Annotated in this window: 18 protein-coding genes; 11 read left to right on the forward strand and 7 right to left on the reverse strand. The window is 66.4% G+C overall.

Features of this window, described 5'->3' with window-relative positions; all coding sequences use genetic code 11:
* Window positions 1-191: 191 nt before the first annotated feature.
* Genes purS through purL form a run of 3 tightly spaced genes read left to right on the forward strand, consistent with a single transcriptional unit; the run spans window position 192 to window position 3,524 of the window.
* A complete protein-coding gene (gene purS, locus QFZ57_RS02035; protein WP_003798434.1) occupies window positions 192-443 on the forward strand; it encodes a phosphoribosylformylglycinamidine synthase subunit PurS in 252 nt (83 codons plus the stop codon).
* 1 nt (window position 444) lies between these two features.
* Window positions 445-1,218 (forward strand): phosphoribosylformylglycinamidine synthase subunit PurQ, encoded by a 774-nt coding sequence (gene purQ, locus QFZ57_RS02040; protein ID WP_306628814.1) that lies wholly within the window; start codon window positions 445-447, stop codon window positions 1,216-1,218.
* On the forward strand, window positions 1,215-3,524 hold the full coding sequence (purL, locus tag QFZ57_RS02045) for a phosphoribosylformylglycinamidine synthase subunit PurL (protein ID WP_306897575.1): 2,310 nt from the start codon (window positions 1,215-1,217) through the stop codon (window positions 3,522-3,524). Before purQ ends, purL begins: the two co-directional genes overlap by 4 nt.
* Window positions 3,525-3,643: 119 nt before the next feature.
* Here the strand turns inward: purL and QFZ57_RS02050 are convergent, their stop codons facing one another.
* The 6 genes from QFZ57_RS02050 to QFZ57_RS02075 all read right to left on the reverse strand — a co-directional run bounded on the left by QFZ57_RS02050 (window position 3,644) and on the right by QFZ57_RS02075 (window position 6,224).
* A complete protein-coding gene (locus QFZ57_RS02050; protein ID WP_306897577.1) occupies window positions 3,644-3,928 on the reverse strand; it encodes a hypothetical protein in 285 nt (94 codons plus the stop codon).
* 8 nt (window positions 3,929-3,936) lie between these two features.
* Entirely contained in the window at window positions 3,937-4,425 is a 489-nt protein-coding gene (locus QFZ57_RS02055) for a hypothetical protein (RefSeq protein WP_306897579.1), read from the reverse strand.
* A gap of 213 nt (window positions 4,426-4,638) precedes the next feature.
* A complete protein-coding gene (locus QFZ57_RS02060) occupies window positions 4,639-4,932 on the reverse strand; it encodes a DUF503 domain-containing protein (RefSeq protein ID WP_306628817.1) in 294 nt (97 codons plus the stop codon).
* Between the two features lie 14 nt (window positions 4,933-4,946).
* Window positions 4,947-5,267, reverse strand: coding sequence for a putative quinol monooxygenase (locus QFZ57_RS02065; RefSeq protein WP_306897581.1), 321 nt, complete (start codon window positions 5,265-5,267; stop codon window positions 4,947-4,949).
* Window positions 5,264-5,818 (reverse strand): DUF1990 family protein, encoded by a 555-nt coding sequence (locus QFZ57_RS02070; RefSeq protein WP_306897583.1) that lies wholly within the window; start codon window positions 5,816-5,818, stop codon window positions 5,264-5,266. The genes QFZ57_RS02065 and QFZ57_RS02070 overlap by 4 nt, the downstream gene beginning before the upstream one ends.
* Window positions 5,811-6,224, reverse strand: a complete 414-nt coding sequence (locus QFZ57_RS02075) for an MmcQ/YjbR family DNA-binding protein (protein WP_306897585.1) — start codon at window positions 6,222-6,224, stop codon at window positions 5,811-5,813. The genes QFZ57_RS02070 and QFZ57_RS02075 overlap by 8 nt, the downstream gene beginning before the upstream one ends.
* A 45-nt stretch (window positions 6,225-6,269) precedes the next feature.
* On the opposite strand from QFZ57_RS02075, the gene QFZ57_RS02080 reads away from it, so the two are divergent.
* Entirely contained in the window at window positions 6,270-7,298 is a 1,029-nt protein-coding gene (locus QFZ57_RS02080; protein WP_306897587.1) for an isopenicillin N synthase family dioxygenase, read from the forward strand.
* Here QFZ57_RS02080 and QFZ57_RS02085 read toward each other — a convergent pair.
* Window positions 7,295-7,720: a CoA-binding protein gene (locus tag QFZ57_RS02085; protein ID WP_306897588.1), complete on the reverse strand. Its 426-nt coding sequence runs from the start codon at window positions 7,718-7,720 to the stop codon at window positions 7,295-7,297. The two genes, QFZ57_RS02080 and QFZ57_RS02085, sit on opposite strands and share 4 nt — an antisense overlap.
* A gap of 319 nt (window positions 7,721-8,039) precedes the next feature.
* Between QFZ57_RS02085 and QFZ57_RS02090 the strand changes: the two genes are divergently transcribed.
* The 7 genes from QFZ57_RS02090 (at window position 8,040) to QFZ57_RS02120 (ending at window position 15,941) form a co-directional block, all read left to right on the forward strand.
* On the forward strand, window positions 8,040-8,864 hold the full coding sequence (locus tag QFZ57_RS02090; RefSeq protein WP_306628823.1) for an ABC transporter ATP-binding protein: 825 nt from the start codon (window positions 8,040-8,042) through the stop codon (window positions 8,862-8,864).
* A gap of 140 nt (window positions 8,865-9,004) precedes the next feature.
* On the forward strand, window positions 9,005-10,054 hold the full coding sequence (locus tag QFZ57_RS02095; protein ID WP_306628824.1) for an aliphatic sulfonate ABC transporter substrate-binding protein: 1,050 nt from the start codon (window positions 9,005-9,007) through the stop codon (window positions 10,052-10,054).
* Window positions 10,054-10,956 carry an ABC transporter permease gene (locus tag QFZ57_RS02100; RefSeq protein WP_306897592.1) on the forward strand — a complete coding sequence of 301 codons (903 nt, stop codon included), beginning with the start codon at window positions 10,054-10,056 and terminating at the stop codon, window positions 10,954-10,956. The genes QFZ57_RS02095 and QFZ57_RS02100 overlap by 1 nt, the downstream gene beginning before the upstream one ends.
* A complete protein-coding gene (gene acs, locus QFZ57_RS02105) occupies window positions 10,947-12,911 on the forward strand; it encodes an acetate--CoA ligase (protein WP_306901502.1) in 1,965 nt (654 codons plus the stop codon). Before QFZ57_RS02100 ends, acs begins: the two co-directional genes overlap by 10 nt.
* Window positions 12,908-14,098 (forward strand): dimethylsulfone monooxygenase SfnG, encoded by a 1,191-nt coding sequence (sfnG, locus tag QFZ57_RS02110; protein WP_306897594.1) that lies wholly within the window; start codon window positions 12,908-12,910, stop codon window positions 14,096-14,098. The genes acs and sfnG overlap by 4 nt, the downstream gene beginning before the upstream one ends.
* Entirely contained in the window at window positions 14,098-15,450 is a 1,353-nt protein-coding gene (locus tag QFZ57_RS02115; protein ID WP_306897597.1) for an O-acetylhomoserine aminocarboxypropyltransferase/cysteine synthase family protein, read from the forward strand. Before sfnG ends, QFZ57_RS02115 begins: the two co-directional genes overlap by 1 nt.
* The gene (locus QFZ57_RS02120; RefSeq protein WP_306897599.1) at window positions 15,447-15,941 is read left to right on the forward strand and encodes a CoA-binding protein; all 495 of its coding nucleotides are present in this window, start codon (window positions 15,447-15,449) and stop codon (window positions 15,939-15,941) included. Before QFZ57_RS02115 ends, QFZ57_RS02120 begins: the two co-directional genes overlap by 4 nt.
* The last annotated feature ends 52 nt before the right edge of the window (window positions 15,942-15,993 follow it).

Below are 15,993 nucleotides of genomic sequence, written 5' to 3' on the forward strand. Positions count from 1 at the left end.
GGTCCGCTCCACAGATCCGCCGGATGCAAAGGGATGCGCCCGGGCCGGTAGAATGGTAAGGCAAGCTCGCGGAGCGCCCGACCTCATGGTGAACCAACGCAGGTGACCACCTGTCCCCAACACCCCGGTACGGCGTGAGACGGCACCACTCCGCTGCGCCCTTACCCAAGCTCACGCACAGGAGTTACCGGATGCCCCGGATCGTTGTTGACGTCATGCCCAAGCCCGAGATTCTGGACCCGCAGGGGAAGGCGATCGTCGGCGCTCTCCCCCGGCTGGGCTTCACCAGCTTCAGCTCTGTCCGCCAGGGCAAGCGTTTCGAACTGACGGTTGACGGCGAGGTGACGGAGGACATCCTGGCCCAGGCGCGCGATGCCGCCGAAACCCTCCTGTCCAACCCGGTGATCGAGGACGTCGTCAACGTCGAGGTCGTCGAGGCCTGAGATGACTGAACTTCCCCTGATCGGCGAGGCAGTCGCCGTCGCGGCGGAGCCGCGCCTCGCCGGCGCCCGGATCGGCGTCGTCACCTTCCCCGGCACCCTGGATGACCGGGACGCAGCCCGCGCCGTCCGCCTGGCCGGTGCCACCGCCGTCGAACTCTGGCACGGCGACACGGAACTCGGTGACGTGGACGCCGTCGTCATTCCCGGCGGTTTCTCCTACGGCGATTACCTCCGTGCCGGCGCCATTGCCCGCTTCGCCCCCCTGATGGCCAGGATCATCGACGCCGCGAACTCCGACGCCAGGCTGCCCGTCCTCGGCATCTGCAACGGGTTCCAGATCCTCACCGAGTCGCACCTGCTGCCCGGTTCGATGATCAAGAACGACCACCTGAAGTTCCTGTGCCGCGACCAGGTGCTGCGCGTCGAGAACAGCAACACCGCGTGGACGCTGGACTACGAAGCGGGCCAGGAGATCACCATCCCACTGAAGAACCAGGACGGCCAGTACATCGCGGACGAAAAGACCCTGGACGCCCTTGAGTCCGAGGGCCGGGTCGTCTTCCGCTACGTGGGCTTCAACCCGAACGGTTCCCGCCGCGACATCGCCGGCATCTCCAATGCAGCCGGCAACGTGGTGGGCCTCATGCCGCACCCCGAGCACGCCGTGGAGCCCGGATTCGGCCCCGAGTCGCTGGACGGCATCGGCGGCTCCGACACCGACGGACTGGGATTCTTCACCTCCGTACTGAACAAGATTGTGGGAGGCGACAAGTGACCACCGAGACCACCAAGAAGTTCAACATCGACACCGTCGAGCACGCCGCGAAGACCCCGGACACCGAACTGCCTTGGGCCGAGCTCGGCCTGAAGCGGAACGAGTTCGACGAGATCGTCAAGGTCCTGGGCCGCCGCCCCACCGGCGCCGAGCTGGCCATGTACTCCGTCATGTGGAGCGAGCATTGCTCCTACAAGTCCTCCAAGAACCACCTGCGCCAGTTCGGGCAGAAGGTCACCGAGGAAATGAAGAAGGACATGCTGGTGGGCATCGGCGAAAATGCCGGCGTGACCAACCTGGGGGACGGCTGGGCCGTGACCTTCAAGATCGAGTCGCACAACTCGCCGTCGTTCGTTGAGCCCTACCAGGGTGCCGCGACCGGCATCGGCGGCATTGTCCGCGACATCATCTCCATGGGCGCCCGCCCCGTGGCCGTGATGGACCCGCTGCGGTTCGGCGCCATCGACCACCCGGACACCGCCCGCGTCATGCACGGCGCCGTGGCCGGCATCGGCGGTTACGGCAACTCGCTGGGCCTGCCCAACATCGGCGGCGAAATGGTCTTCGACTCCGTGTACCAGGGCAACCCGCTGGTCAACGCGCTGGCTGTCGGCGTCATGCGGCACGAGGACATCCGGCTGGCCAACGCCTCCGGCAAGGGCAACAAGGTGGTCCTGTTCGGTGCGCGCACCGGCGGCGACGGCATTGGCGGCGCCTCCGTGCTGGCCTCCGAGTCCTTCGACGACACCAAGCCCTCCAAGCGCCCCGCCGTGCAGGTGGGCGACCCGTTCGCCGAGAAGGTCCTGATCGAGTGCTGCCTGGAGCTGTTCAAGGGCTCCCTGGTGGAGGGCATCCAGGACCTGGGCGCAGCCGGTATCTCCTGCGCCACGTCGGAGCTGGCCTCCAATGGCGACGGCGGCATGCAGGTTGAGCTGACGTCTGTACTCCTGCGCGACCCGACGCTGACCCCGGGCGAGATCCTGATGTCCGAGTCGCAGGAACGCATGATGGCCGTTGTCACTCCGGAGAACGTGGAAGCGTTCGAGGCCGTCATGGACAAGTGGGCCGTGGAGTACTCGTGGCTGGGCGAGGTGACTGACACCGGCCGTCTCATCATCACCTGGGAAGGCGAGGTGATTGTCGACGTCGATCCCCGCACCGTGGCGCACGACGGCCCGGTATATGACCGCCCGTTCGCCCGTCCCGAGTGGCAGGACGCAGTGCAGGCAGACACCTTCACCGGCTCCGTGCAGGATGCCGGGCGCCCGGCCGCTCCGGCTGAGCTGGCCAAAGCTGTGACCGAACTCGTGGCGTCGCCGAACATGTGCTCCAAGTCGTGGATCACCAACCAGTACGACCGGTACGTGGGCGGCAACACCTCCATGGCGTTCCCGGATGACGCCGGCGTGGTCCGAGTGGACGAGGAAACCGGCCTCGGCGTAGCGCTGGCCACCGACGCCAACGGCCGCTACACCTACCTGGACCCGTACCACGGCGCGCAGCTGGCGCTGGCCGAGGCCTACCGCAACGTGGCCACCGCAGGCGCCATCCCCATGGCCGTCAGCGACTGCCTGAACTTCGGCTCCCCGGAGGATCCGGACGTCATGTGGCAGCTGGCGGAGGCCATTCGCGGCCTGTCGGACGCCTGCATGGTGCTGGGTATCCCCGTCACCGGTGGCAACGTCTCGCTGTACAACCAGACGGGCACCACGCCCATCCACCCCTCCCCCGTGGTGGCAGTCCTGGGCAAGCTCGACGACGTTGCCCGCCGGACGCCGTCGGGCTGGCGCGAGGACGGCCAGGCCATCTACCTGCTGGGCACCACAGGTGCCGAGCTGGACGGTTCCGAATGGGCCAACATGCGCGGGCACCTGGGCGGCCAGCCGCCCAAGGTGGACCTCGAGGCCGAACGCGCCCTGGGTGAGATCCTGATCAACGCCTCGCGCGACGGCATGATCGACTCCGCGCACGACCTCTCCGAAGGCGGCCTGGCAGCTGCCCTGGTGGAGTCCTCGCTGCGCTACGGCGTGGGTGCCCGGATCGCGCTGCAGGACATCATGGACCGGGACGGCGTGGACCTGTTCACTGCGCTCTTCTCCGAGTCCCAGGGACGTGCCGTTGCGGGCGTCCCGCGTTCCGAAGAAGTCCGCTTCACGGACATGTGCACCGCCCGCGGCTTCGCCCACAGCCGCATCGGCGTGGTGGACGCGGCCAGCGGAACCTTGGACATCAACGGCGTGGAGAGCCTGTCCCTGGACGCGCTCCGCGAAGCCCATGAGGAAACCCTGCCGAAGTACTTCGGCTGATCCCTACCGCCACCCTCGCCTCGCAAGCTCGGCCACGGACCCTGGCGGCGTGCGCGCACCATCGACTGCTCCGTACTTGTCGTTTTGACCCCTCAGAACGACAAGTACGGAGCAGTCGTTTAACCGCTACGCCGCCAGCCGGCCGCAATCAAAGCTGTCCTGATTTTTACGACGGCGGGCTTGGCGTCGTTGAGCATGTGTCGCTTTGAGATCCGGACTTCGGTCCAGCCCAGCGCGGCGTAGCGCTCTGACCGGTTGATGTCCCGCACGATCTGCCCCTCTTCGCCGTGGTGTTCGCCCTCGTATTCGATTCCGATCCGGTACTTGCGGTAGCTCAGGTCCGGCTCGTGATACCTGATGCCGTTCTCATCGAGGATCGGCATGTTCAGCTCCGGCTCGGGCATACCAGCCCTTACCAATTCCAGCCGAAGCCGGGTTTCCTGGGGCGAGTCGGCTCCAACCCTGATGAGCTCAATCGACTCTTTGGCCTTGCGGGCCCCCGTTTGCCTTTGTGCCGGTTGATCATCCTTTGAAGGTCGGCGATAGTGCACAGCGGTGTGTCCCGGCCCTCGAGCTCCGGCCGCGGCAGCCGGACGCAGCTGTCCCCCATGGCCACGATTTCATCCACAGTTAGAAACTCGGCCATATCCAGCCAGGTGCGCTCCGGGGTGGTCACTGGAATACCTTCCAATGTTGTGACTTCGTCCTCGAAGAGCTTCATCCGATGGACGATGACGTGCGGACGGGCGAGATGCGCTGCCCCTTCGGGACGAATCAGATGGTAAACCTCAAGGGGCTCTTGCTGCCGGCGCTGCGGCAACGCATGGAGCTCCGCTGCCGTGAGATGCGACGCGGCGCACCATTCAGTGACTTCAATGAACGGCCGGACCCTCACGCTCAAGGGGAGCTCCGCCGTCGTACTTTCCCTCCGGATACCTCTGCCGTGGCGCTCCAGGGAACCGTGCCGCCAGCGCCGTGGGGACACCCCAGCAAGCGACGCGTCAGCAACAGTGAAGGGGCGGCCGCGGAGCTCCTCCGGCAGCGGGCGTGCGGTCTTCATTGCCCCATCAGACCAGAACGCGGCGATCACCGCAGAAGTTATCCACACCCCTAGTCAGTCCTCGCTGTGCAGCTCCCGCTGGCGGACGCTGAGCAGTTCAATCTCGGGCCGGCCTGCCACGAAGCGTTCGACGGCGGCGAGCACCTCCACAAGGTGCGCGCGGTCCGCTGCCACCAGGCCGGCGCCAAGCTGCGTACGCCGGTACTGGCTGTGGTCCCCCACCTCGGCGACCGAGATCTCGAAGCGGCGTTTGAGTTCAGCGAGGAGGGGCCTGACAAGAGAGCGTTTCTCCTTCAGGCTGTGAACATCGCCCAGGAGGATGTCGAACTCGATCCAGCCGATCCACATGGCCCTGAACTTTCCTACTCGATGGTGAGCTCGCCCATCAGGTCCCAACCTTCGCCTTCGAGCTGGCGGCTGATGATCCTGGGCGTTTCGGCGAGGGCCTGCGGCATGTCCGCCATGGCCTTCTTGAAGTGCTCACTGTTGACGTGGTCGCCGGCGGCATCGTCCTTGAACGCCTCCACCAGGACGTACTCGTTGGGATCGTCCAGGCTGCGGGACCAGTCGAACCAAAGGTTGCCCGGCTCCTGCCGGGTGGCCTGGGTGAAATCCGCCACGAGGCCCGGCCAGCGCTCCGACCACTCGGGCTTGACCTTGAACTTGACGACGATAAAGATCACTGGGCTGTTCCTTCCGCGGCGAGAGTGCGTGCCCCTTCAATGTACCGGGAAGTAACGTAACGCTGCGCCGCCCGGGTGACCACACCGCCGGCGGCGTAAAACCAGTTGGCAGGCCTGCTGAAAGCACGGATCCGCAGCCACACCTCCCCGTGGCCGTTGATCTCCACCTCAAAGGATTCCTCCCCGCGGGCGGGATGGCCGGGCAGTGTCCCGTAGCCAAACCCGGCCGACTGGGGAACTCCCTCCGCCGCCGGCTCCCGGACCCACACCACTTGGCAGGGCGCGGGCAGGCGGAAGGGCCCGACGCCGAACCCGCTCACCACGTGCGCCCCGGGTACCACCCTTGGCGAATCGGCCTGGACCCGCAGCCCTGCGCGCCGCTGGAGTTCCCAGCCAAGGATCCCGTCCGCCACGCGCCGGTAGACGTCCAGGCCAGTGCCCAGGCGGGCCTCCTCCAGGACATGGCCGTACCCTTCCGGGGCGCTGCCCTGTTCCGTGCCTCCCACTCCCGGGTAATCCAGCTTGCCTGCTGCCTGTCCAAAGTCAGTCATTGCCGCCCGCCCTTTCGAGGCGTGCCCACCCCAGTTGTTCCTGTTGCTTACGGCTCAAGCCTGACACCACCAGGTCATATGAGTCCTCCACCATGTCCCGGACCATCCCGTCCGGCAGCGAGCCGTCGAGGCGCACACCGTTCCAATGCGTCTTGTTCATGTGCCAGGCTCCGGTGATCGCCGGGTGTACTGCGCGAAGCTGCACGGCCAGGGCCGGCTCGCACTTCAGGTTCACGTAAAAATCGTGCTCGTCCATGGAAGACAAGGCAAACAGCTTGGCCTCGTGGCGCGCTCCCCCGGCAATGCGGGCGCGGACCTTGAAGACCGAGGTCTCAGGTCCGAACGGAAAGTCCTCATAGGCTCCCGGAAACGAAAGGCAGATCTCCCGCAGCGCGCTTGGGTCCATACCCGAAGCCTATAAAGCCAGCCTGCGCGGTGCTAGTCTGCGAGGATGTCACGCGACCAGGGAGCCATACCTGTTCTGGATTTGAGTTCCGCACGGCAGCCCTACGGGTCTTTCAGTCCCGGGTTCATCGAGCAGTTGCGGCACGCCACCCACGATGTGGGGTTCTTCCAAATCACGGGATATGGCGGCCGGCCGGGCCAGGCAGAACAGCTCCTCGACATTCTCCGGCGCTTCTTCGACCTGCCGCTTGAGGAGCGGATGAAGCTGGACAACCGCTTGTCTCCCCACTTCCGCGGCTACACCCGCATGGGCACCGAGGTGACGCAGGGCCGGGCGGACGCCCGCGAGCAGATCGACTATTCACCGGAGCGTGAACCGGTCAGGGACTATCCGGCGGACCAGCCCTACTGGCTCTTGCAAGGCCCGAACCTCTGGCCGGATGAAGCATTTCCCGAGCTGAAGCCCGCAGCCATGGAGTGGGCGGAGCTAATGTCCGAGGTAGGGATGGAGCTGCTGCGGGCCATCGCGGTTTCCCTCCAGCTGCAGGAGGACTACTTTGACGAACCGTTCCGGGATACCCCGGCCTGGATGGGCAAGCTGGTGCATTACGTGGGCGGCGTGGTGGAAGAAGCCGGAGACCAGGGCGTGGGCATCCATGCGGACTACGGCTTCGTGACCCTCCTGCTGCAGGACGACGTGGGCGGCCTTGAAGTCCTGCCGCCCGGCACCAGCGAGTGGCTGCCCGTGGAGCCCCTCCCGGGCGCGCTGGTTGTGAACCTCGGCGAGATGCTGGAAGTGGCCACGGAGGGATACCTTGCCGCTACCATCCACCGCGTGCAGGCCCCGCCGCCCGGCGTCGACCGTTACTCGGTACCGTTCTTCTGGTCCCCACGGCTCGATGCCGTCATCGAGCCCGTCCCGCTGGCACCGGAGCTGAAAGCAGCTGCCCGGGGGATCACGGATGATCCCTCCAACCCGCTCCTGGCGTCCTTCGGCCTGAACATGCTCAAGGGCCGGATGCGCGCGCACCCTGACGTCACCGAGCGGCATTACCCGGAGTTGATGAAGCGCTAGAGGTTGTACTTCCAGGCGAGCTGGGCAGGGCAGGCGTTCATCACCACGTCAAGCCCCGCCGCCTTGGCCCGTTCCGCCGCTGCCTCGTCGATGACCCCCAGCTGCAGCCACACGGCCTTGGCCCCTACGGCTATGGCCTGGTCAACCACGCTGCCCACCTTCTGCGAATTGACAAAGCAATCCACGACGTCGATCGGCAGCTTGTCCGGCGGAATCTCCCCGAGGGTGCGGTACCCGGTTTCGCCGTGGACAGCGTCGCCGGGCAGGTTGACGGGGATGATTTCCATGCCGAGCCGGTCGCGGATAAACAGCGACACATCGTAGGCCGCACGCCACTCATTGGTGGTCAGCCCGACAATGGCCCAACGCCCCTTGGTTCGCATAAGGCGTTCTATGACTGCAGGATCGTTCGTGGTGCCCATGGGATCAGCCTACGCTTCACGCCGCACCCAGGACGCCGCCGAATAAACCACGGATAAGAGCAGGCGCCTGGGCGCTGTGAACGAATATTACGCGACCCACGCGCGAGTTTGCTCTCGAAGATTCATTGCGGTGTAGTGGTGTTTGACCATCCCGAGCGGCCGAGAGACCTGGATCGATGACGCCGCAGCAACCCTGGTCGCTGGACGCTTCCCACATGCCCCGGCGATAGCAAGGACCGCAGCCGCGGGTACCCGGACCTGACCACTCCGGGAGGCTGCTTCCGTAGGGTGCTACTGCCAGGACCGATGGAGTGATCCCATGACCGCAGTTTTGTCGCCCCTGCCTGCCGGGGCAGGCCCCGCCCACGCCCCTGCCCTCCCGGTGTCATTCCGGGGCCTGCGCCGGACATTCGGCACCGGCCCCGCCGCCCATACGGTGCTGCGCGACCTCACCTTCGAGGTGGCAGCCGGTGAGGTGCTGGCCATCCTGGGCCCCTCCGGTTGCGGAAAGTCCACCCTCCTGCGTGCCACCGCCGGCCTGGATTACCCCAGTGCAGGCTCCGTGGTTATTGAGGACACCCCCGTGCACGGCATCGATCCGCGGTGCGCCTTCGCCTTCCAGGAACCCCGGCTGCTTCCCTGGCACACCCTGCAGGCCAACGTCGCCATCGGGCTGCCTGCCGGAACCAGCGCGAAAGAGGGCAAGGCCAAGGTGGCCCGGCTCCTGGAACTCGTGGGGCTCGGGAATTTCGCCAAGCACCGCCCCCGCGAGGTGTCCGGGGGCATGGCCCAGCGTGCCTCACTGGCACGGGCACTGGCCCGGAACCCCGGCGTCCTGCTGCTTGATGAGCCCTTTGGCGCCCTGGACGCCCTCACCCGGATCAAGATGCAGGACCTGCTCCTGGACATCCACCGCGCAGAGCCCACCACGGTCCTGCTGGTCACCCACGACGTGGACGAGGCCCTCCAGCTCGCAGACCGCATCATCGTGCTGGGCCCTGATGCCGCCGGCCAGGGCGCAACCATCGTACGGACCGTCGAGGTCCCCGGCAGCCGGCCCCGCGAGCGCGCCTCTGCCGAACTGGCCCTGCTGCGCGGCTCGCTGCTGGAAACCCTGGGCGTTGACGGGCACCAAGCCCACTGACGACCCGGCTGAAGTCCCACCCCCATCGGCCGTAACCGGCGATGCCGGCCGGGCCGCCGTCGGACTTGGCGCGGAACCGCCGCAACAACCTGGCCTGCCCCTGTTCCCCACCGTTTTATCCCCGCTGTCAAAGGAAACCCATGCCGCACGCATTGCCCGTCACCCGCCGTTCAGTCCTTGGCGCAGCAGCCCTTGCCGCCTCCGCCGTCCTGGCACTCACCGGATGCGTTGCAGGGGAAGGCTCCTCCGGCAGCGCAGCCGCAGCCGGCAGCAGCAAGGGCGGCACGCTCAACATCGACTTCGCTACCTACAACCCGCTGAGCCTGGTCATCAAGAAGCAGGGATGGCTCGAGGCAAGCCTCAAGGACCAGGGCGTGACCGTGAACTGGGTCCAGTCCGCAGGGTCCAACAAGGCCAACGAGGCCCTGCGCTCCGGCGCCATCGATGTGGGTTCCACCGCCGGTTCCGCCGCGCTGCTGGCCCGCGCCAATGGTTCGGAAATCAAGACCATCGACATCTTCTCCCAGCCCGAGTGGGCGGCCCTGGTGGCACCCGCCGGATCGGACATCACGTCCGTGGCCGACCTCAAGGGCAAGTCCGTGGCCGCCACCAAGGGCACCGATCCCTACTTCTTCCTGCTGCAGGCACTGGAGCAGGCGGGGCTGAAGCCCGGTGACGTGACGGTCCAGAACCTGCAGCACGCGGACGGCCGTACAGCCTTGGAAAACGGCTCAGTCCAGGCCTGGTCCGGGCTGGATCCGATCATGGCAGGGGCTGAGCAGAAGGGCGCCAAGCTCTTTTACCGCAACCTGGACTTCAACACCTACGGCTTCCTCAATGCCACGGAGTCCTTCCTGAAGAACGAACCTGTTCTGGCGCAGGCCGTGGTGAACGCCTACGAGAAGGCCCGCGCCTGGGCAGCACAGAATCCGGACCAGACCGCCCAGATCCTGGCCGACGTGGCCGGCCTGGACCCCGCCGTGGCCAAGACCGTGGTCCTGGAGCGCAGCAACCTGGACGTCGACCCCGTACCGGGCGACGCGCAGCGCAAAGTACTGGAGAAGATCGGGCCCACCTTCGTGGCGACAGGTGACGTCAAGACGCAGAAGCAGATTGACGACGCCGTGGGCTCCCTTCTCGACGACTCGCTGGTGAAGAAGGCTGACCCCTCAGCCATCAAGGCTTCCTGATGGCCAATCAGGGAAATTCCGCCATCACCGGCAACAGTGTTGCGGACGGGCGTGCTGCAGCCGCCACCGCAACCACGGCAGACGCCGCCCAGCCGGGTGCCGCGCAGGCACCCGCTCCGGCAACGGGATGGTCTCCCGCCGGAGTCCGCTCCAGGAACTGGGCGCGTCTGCCCCTTGGCCTGATCATCCCGGCCGCCCTGCTGGGGGCCTGGCAGGTGGCCTCTTCCAGCGGGCTGTTCACCGTAGTCCAGCTGCCGCCGCCGGCCATGGTGCTGGCTGCCGCCGGCGAACTCGTGGAGCGCGGCGAACTGGGCACCCACATTGCCATTTCCACCCAGCGTGTCCTCATCGGATTCCTGGTGGGCGCGGCCCTGGGCCTGGTCCTGGGCGCGACCGTTGGGCTGTCCAAGCTCGCAGATGCCCTGCTGGCACCCACCATCGGCGCGCTGCGTGCGGTGCCGTCACTGGCCTGGGTGCCGCTGCTGATCCTGTGGATGAAGATCGGCGAGGACTCCAAGGTAACGCTCATCATCATCGGCGCATTCTTCCCGGTCTTCACCACCGTGTCCCTGGCGCTGCGCCACGTGGACCGCAACCTGGTGGAAGCCGCCCGCGCTTTCGGTTTGAAGGGGGTCCGCCTGTTGACCACGGTGCAGCTGCCCGCCGTCGTCCCCGCAGTCTTTTCCGGCCTCCGCCTTGCGCTTGCCCAGGCCTGGCTGTTCCTGGTGGCGGCGGAACTGATCGCCTCCTCCATGGGGCTGGGATTCCTGTTGATCGACTCGCAGAACAACGGCCGTACGGACCGGCTGCTCCTGGCCATCGTGATGCTGGCCATCATTGGAAAAATTACCGACGCCCTGCTGGGCCTGGCCGAAAAATGGGCGGTGAAACGATGGGCCTGAGCACCACTGAAACGTTGAACCTGAACGCGGGGGTCCACCCGGACAACGTCGCCTTCTGGGAGCAGCAGGCGCTGCGCCTGGACTGGGCCAGCCCCTGGCACACTGCGCACCGCTGGGTCCCGGCAGATCCCCAGGCCGGCATGGGGCCGGAGATCACCTGGTTTGAAGGCGGCAAGCTCAACGTGGCCGCCAACTGCGTGGACCGCCATGTCGCTGCCGGCCGCGGCGCCAAAGTGGCCCTGCACTTCGAAGGCGAGCCCGGGGACCGCCGGACCATCACCTACGCCGAACTCCAGCGCGAGGTATCCAAGGCAGCCAACGCGCTCCTGGCCCTGGGCATCGGCAAGGGCGACCGGGTAGTCATCTACCTCCCGGTCATCCCCGAGACCATCATCATCACGCTGGCCGTGGCCCGCATCGGCGCCATCCATTCCCTGGTGTTCGGCGGCTTCTCCGCGGAGGCCTTGAAGTTCCGGGTGGAGGACACCGGCGCCAAGCTGCTGGTCACCACGGACGGCCAGTTCCGCCGCGGCGTGGCCGTTCCCGTGAAAGACAACGCGGACGCGGCCGTGTCCGGCGAAAACGCCATCGAGCACGTCCTCGTGGTCAACCGCACCACCCCGGCAGCGAATCTGGCGACCGTCCCCATGACCGAAGGCCGCGACGTGTGGTGGCACGACGTCGTCGGGAACGCCGCAGATATCCATGAACCGGAGGCGTTCGACGCCGAAACGCCGCTGTTCATCATGTACACCTCCGGCACCACCGGCAAGCCCAAGGGCCTGGTGCACACCTCCGGCGGCTACCTGGCGCAGGCGTCATGGAGCTTCGAACACCTGTTCAGCAACCCGGACCCCGCGCTCCGGGACCAGGACGTGCACTGGTGCACCGCTGACCTCGCCTGGATCACGGCGCACACTTACGAGATCTACGGGCCGCTGTCCAACGGCGTGACCCAGGTGATTTTCGAGGGCACTCCCAATACCCCGCACCCGGGCCGGCACTTCGAGATCATCGAGCGCTACGGCGTGACCCAGTACTACACGGCGCCCACGCTGGTCCGTTCGCTCATGGGCTGGTTCCCGGACGGCGTCCCGGACACCTACGATCTGTCCTCCATCCGCCTGCTGGGCACCGTGGGGGAAGCCGTCAACCCGGAGGCCTGGCGCTGGCTGCGCGGGAACGTCGGCGCCGGCACCGCGCCGGTGGTGGACACGTGGTGGCAGTCCGAGACCGGCGCCACCATCCTCTCCCCCGCCCCCACGGACACCGAGTTCAAGCCCGGGTGCGCGGCCCGGCCGCTGCCCGGGGTCGGCACAAGGATCGTGGACGACGCCGGCAATACAGTTCCCCCGGGCGTCCAGGGGAACATCGTGGTTGACTCCCCCGGTCCCGCCATCGCACGCACCGTCTGGGGCAACCCGCGCCGCTACTTCGACTCCTACTGGAGCAAGTACGCGGAGCACGGCTGGTTCCTTGCCGGCGACGGCGCGAAATACGATGCCGATGGCGATATCTGGATCCTGGGCCGGGTGGACGACACCCTGAATGTCTCCGGCCACCTGCTCTCCACCATCGAAATCGAATCCGCCCTGGTCTCCCACCCGGACGTGGTGGAGGCCGGGGTGTGTCCGGTCGCGGACCCGAAAACCGGCCACGCGGTGGTGTCCTTCGTCGTCCTCAAAGCAGGCGCCAAAGCCCGCCCTGCCGGCGAAGTTGCCCACGAACTCCGCAACCACGTGGCCAGGGAGATCGGCCCCATCGCCAAGCCGCGTGACGTCGTCGTGGTCCCTGATGTCCCCAAGACGCGCAGCGGCAAGATCATGCGTCGGCTGCTCACGCAGCTGTTCGAAGGGACAGCGCTGGGCGATACCACCTCACTCCAGAACGAACCGGCGATCGCCGGCATCCAGGAAGTCCTGCGCCAGCGGGACCTAGCAAAGGAAAACTCATGACCGAGATCATCAACGTCGCCCGACTCTCCGAGCCGCTTAAATTCGCCTATTGGGTCCCGAATGTCTCCGGCGGCCTGGTGGTGTCCACCATCGAACAGCGCACCGGCTGGGACTTCGACTACAACAAGAAGCTCGCCCGGATCGCCGAGGACTCAGGCTTCGAGTACGCCCTGACCCAGACCCGCTACGCCGCGTCCTACGGCGCGGACAAGCAGCACGAGGCCACCTCGTTCAGCCTTGCCCTCCTGGCGGCCACGGAGCGGCTGAAGGTCATCGCCGCAGTCCACCCGGGCATGTGGCACCCCGGCGTGCTGGCCAAATACATCATCACCGCCGACCACATCTCAAACGGCCGCGCCGCCGTCAACATCGTCTCCGGCTGGCTCAAGAACGAGTTCACCAACTTCGGCCTGGAATGGCTGGAGCACGACGAACGCTACGTCCGCACCGAGGAGTTCATCAAGGTCCTCCGCGGCCTGTGGACCGAAACCGGGTACAGCCAGTCCGGCAAGTACTACAACATCACCGATTTCACCCTGAACCCGGCACCGGTTGCCGTCCCGGGCCGCGCCCACCCGGAAATCTTCTTCGGCGGAAATTCGACGGCGGCCCAGGCCACTGCCGGCCGCGTCGCTGACTGGTACTTCTCCAACGGCAAGGACCTGGAAGGCTTCAAGGAAAACATTGCCGGAGTGGTGGCCGCCGCGGGCGAAACCAAGCGTGGCAGCGAAGGCGCCCTGGCTGCACCCCGGTTCGGCCTCAACGGTTTCGTCATCGCCCGGGATTCCGAGAAGGAAGCCCGTGACACGCTGCGCGAGATTGTGGAGAAGGCACACAAGCCGGCGGTCCAGGGTTTCCGGGACGCTGTCCAGGAAGCCGGCGCCTCCACCAAGGACGGCAAGGGCATGTGGGCAGATTCCACCTTCGAGGACCTGATCCAGTACAACGATGGCTTCAAGACGCAGCTGATTGGCACCCCTGAACAGATCGCCGAACGCATCGTGGAGTACAAGAAGCTCGGCGTGAACCTGTTCCTGACCTGCTACCTGCACTTCCAGGAGGAGGTGGCGGCGTTCGGCCAGGACATCCTGCCGATCGTGCGCGAACTGGAGGCAGACCTGGCCCGCAAGAACGGCACCGAACTGGACCTGTCTGCTACTCCCGTTGCTCAGGCGGTGGCTGTCTGATGGCTGACCGCACCTTCGGTTTCCGCACCCGCGCCCTGCACGCCGGCGGCACCCCCGACGCCGAACACGGCGCCCGTGCCGTGCCCATTTACCAGACCACGTCCTTTGTCTTCAAAGACACCAACGACGCAGCCAACCTGTTCGCCCTGCAGAAGTACGGCAACATCTACTCCCGCATCGGCAACCCCACAGTCGCGGCCTTCGAGGAGCGCATCGCTTCCCTTGAAGGCGGCATCGGAGCGGTTGCGACGTCGTCGGGCATGGCGGCCGAGTTCATCACCTTCGCCGCGCTGACCCAGGCGGGAGACCACATCGTTGCAGCCTCCCAGCTCTACGGCGGCACGGTGACCCAGCTGGACGTGACACTGCGCCGCTTCGGCGTGGACACCACGTTCGTCCCCGGCACCGACCCCGCTGACTACGCCGCGGCGCTCAGGGAGAACACGAAGGCGATCTTCGTGGAGGTGGTGGCCAACCCGTCGTCGGAAGTCCAGGACCTCGCGGGGCTGGCAAAGGTGGCGCAGGACGCCGGAATCCCCTTGGTGGTCGATGCCACCTTGAGCACCCCGTACCTCGTGCGGCCCATCGAGCACGGCGCCGACATCGTGATCCACTCCGCAACCAAATTCCTGGGCGGCCACGGCACCACGCTGGGCGGTGTGGTGGTGGAAAGCGGCCGGTTCAACTGGGGCAACGGCAAGTTCCCCACCATGACCGAACCGGTGGCCTCCTACGGCAACGTCTCCTGGTGGGGCAACTTCGGCGAGTACGGCTTCCTCACCAAGCTCCGCAGCGAGCAGCTGCGCGACATCGGCCCGGCGCTTTCGCCGCAGTCGGCCTTCCAGCTCCTCCAGGGCGTGGAAACCCTGCCGCAGCGGCTCGACGAGCACCTGAAGAACGCGAAGGCCGTGGCCGAATGGCTGGAAAACGATGACCGGGTGGCCTACGTGAACTACTCCGGCCTGCCCTCGCACCCGCACTTCGAACGGGCGCGGACGTACCTGCCCCTGGGCCCCGGAGCGGTCTTCTCCTTCGGTGTGAAGGGCGGGCGGGCTGCCGGCCAAAAGTTCATCGAGTCGCTGCAGCTGGCCTCGCACCTTGCCAACGTTGGTGACTCCCGCACCCTGGTGATCCACCCCGGCTCCACCACGCACCAGCAGCTGAGCCCGGCCCAGCTCGAATCGGCCGGCGTTCCGGAGGACCTGGTCCGCATCTCGGTGGGCCTTGAGGACATCGAGGACATCCTGTGGGACCTGGACCAGGCGCTCACCGAGGCATCGACCGTGGCGGCCGGCGCCGAACCCGTCCTTGAAGAACCTGCAGACGCCTGCACGATCGGAGCAAACGCATGAGCACCGCAGAACGCACCTGGTCCGGCCCGTCAGCACCCGAACGGCTGGCCCTGCTCCGGCAGGCGAAGTCCATTGCCATTGTTGGTGCTTCGGACAAGCCGTCACGGGCCAGCTACTTTGTGGCCACCTACCTGCTGTCATCCACCCGCTACAAGGTGTATTTCGTCAACCCTGTGGTCAAGGAAATCCTGGGCCAGCCCACCTATGCCGCGCTGACGGACCTGCCGGAGAGCCCGGACATCGTGGACGTGTTCCGCAAGCACGATGACCTTCCCGGCGTCCTGGACGAGGCCGTGGCTGCCGGCGCGAAGACGCTCTGGCTGCAGCTGGGATCCTGGCATGAAGGCGTGGCCGCAGGCGCTGAAGCCGCGGGACTCAACGTGGTGATGGATCGCTGCGTCAAGATCGAGCACGCCCGCTTCCACGGCGGACTCCACCTGGCCGGTTTCGACACCGGAGTGGTTTCCTCCAAGCGGCAGGTCCTTGCCTGACTGTTTCTCCCAAATGACAAAGCGGGCCCGTTTTACGGGCCCGCTTTGTCAT

The sequence above is a fragment of the Arthrobacter sp. B1I2 genome, from assembly GCF_030816485.1.
Taxonomy (GTDB): domain Bacteria; phylum Actinomycetota; class Actinomycetes; order Actinomycetales; family Micrococcaceae; genus Arthrobacter.

Excerpts from the sequence above, each read along its gene's own strand:
- QFZ57_RS02115 (WP_306897597.1), top strand. The coding sequence starts at position 14,098 with ATGGCTGACCGCACCTTCGGTTTCCGCACCCGCGCCCTGCACGCCGGC.
- QFZ57_RS02070 (WP_306897583.1), bottom strand. The coding sequence starts at position 5,818 with ATGACTGACTTTGGACAGGCAGCAGGCAAGCTGGATTACCCGGGAGTG.
- QFZ57_RS02075 (WP_306897585.1), bottom strand. The coding sequence starts at position 6,224 with ATGGACCCAAGCGCGCTGCGGGAGATCTGCCTTTCGTTTCCGGGAGCC.
- QFZ57_RS02095 (WP_306628824.1), top strand. The coding sequence starts at position 9,005 with ATGCCGCACGCATTGCCCGTCACCCGCCGTTCAGTCCTTGGCGCAGCA.
- QFZ57_RS02060 (WP_306628817.1), bottom strand. The coding sequence starts at position 4,932 with ATGTGGATCGGCTGGATCGAGTTCGACATCCTCCTGGGCGATGTTCAC.
- QFZ57_RS02100 (WP_306897592.1), top strand. The coding sequence starts at position 10,054 with ATGGCCAATCAGGGAAATTCCGCCATCACCGGCAACAGTGTTGCGGAC.
- sfnG (WP_306897594.1), top strand. The coding sequence starts at position 12,908 with ATGACCGAGATCATCAACGTCGCCCGACTCTCCGAGCCGCTTAAATTC.
- QFZ57_RS02085 (WP_306897588.1), bottom strand. The coding sequence starts at position 7,720 with ATGGGCACCACGAACGATCCTGCAGTCATAGAACGCCTTATGCGAACC.
- QFZ57_RS02120 (WP_306897599.1), top strand. The coding sequence starts at position 15,447 with ATGAGCACCGCAGAACGCACCTGGTCCGGCCCGTCAGCACCCGAACGG.
- QFZ57_RS02050 (WP_306897577.1), bottom strand. The coding sequence starts at position 3,928 with ATGCCCGAGCCGGAGCTGAACATGCCGATCCTCGATGAGAACGGCATC.
- QFZ57_RS02090 (WP_306628823.1), top strand. The coding sequence starts at position 8,040 with ATGACCGCAGTTTTGTCGCCCCTGCCTGCCGGGGCAGGCCCCGCCCAC.
- QFZ57_RS02080 (WP_306897587.1), top strand. The coding sequence starts at position 6,270 with ATGTCACGCGACCAGGGAGCCATACCTGTTCTGGATTTGAGTTCCGCA.
- purS (WP_003798434.1), top strand. The coding sequence starts at position 192 with ATGCCCCGGATCGTTGTTGACGTCATGCCCAAGCCCGAGATTCTGGAC.
- acs (WP_306901502.1), top strand. The coding sequence starts at position 10,947 with ATGGGCCTGAGCACCACTGAAACGTTGAACCTGAACGCGGGGGTCCAC.
- purQ (WP_306628814.1), top strand. The coding sequence starts at position 445 with ATGACTGAACTTCCCCTGATCGGCGAGGCAGTCGCCGTCGCGGCGGAG.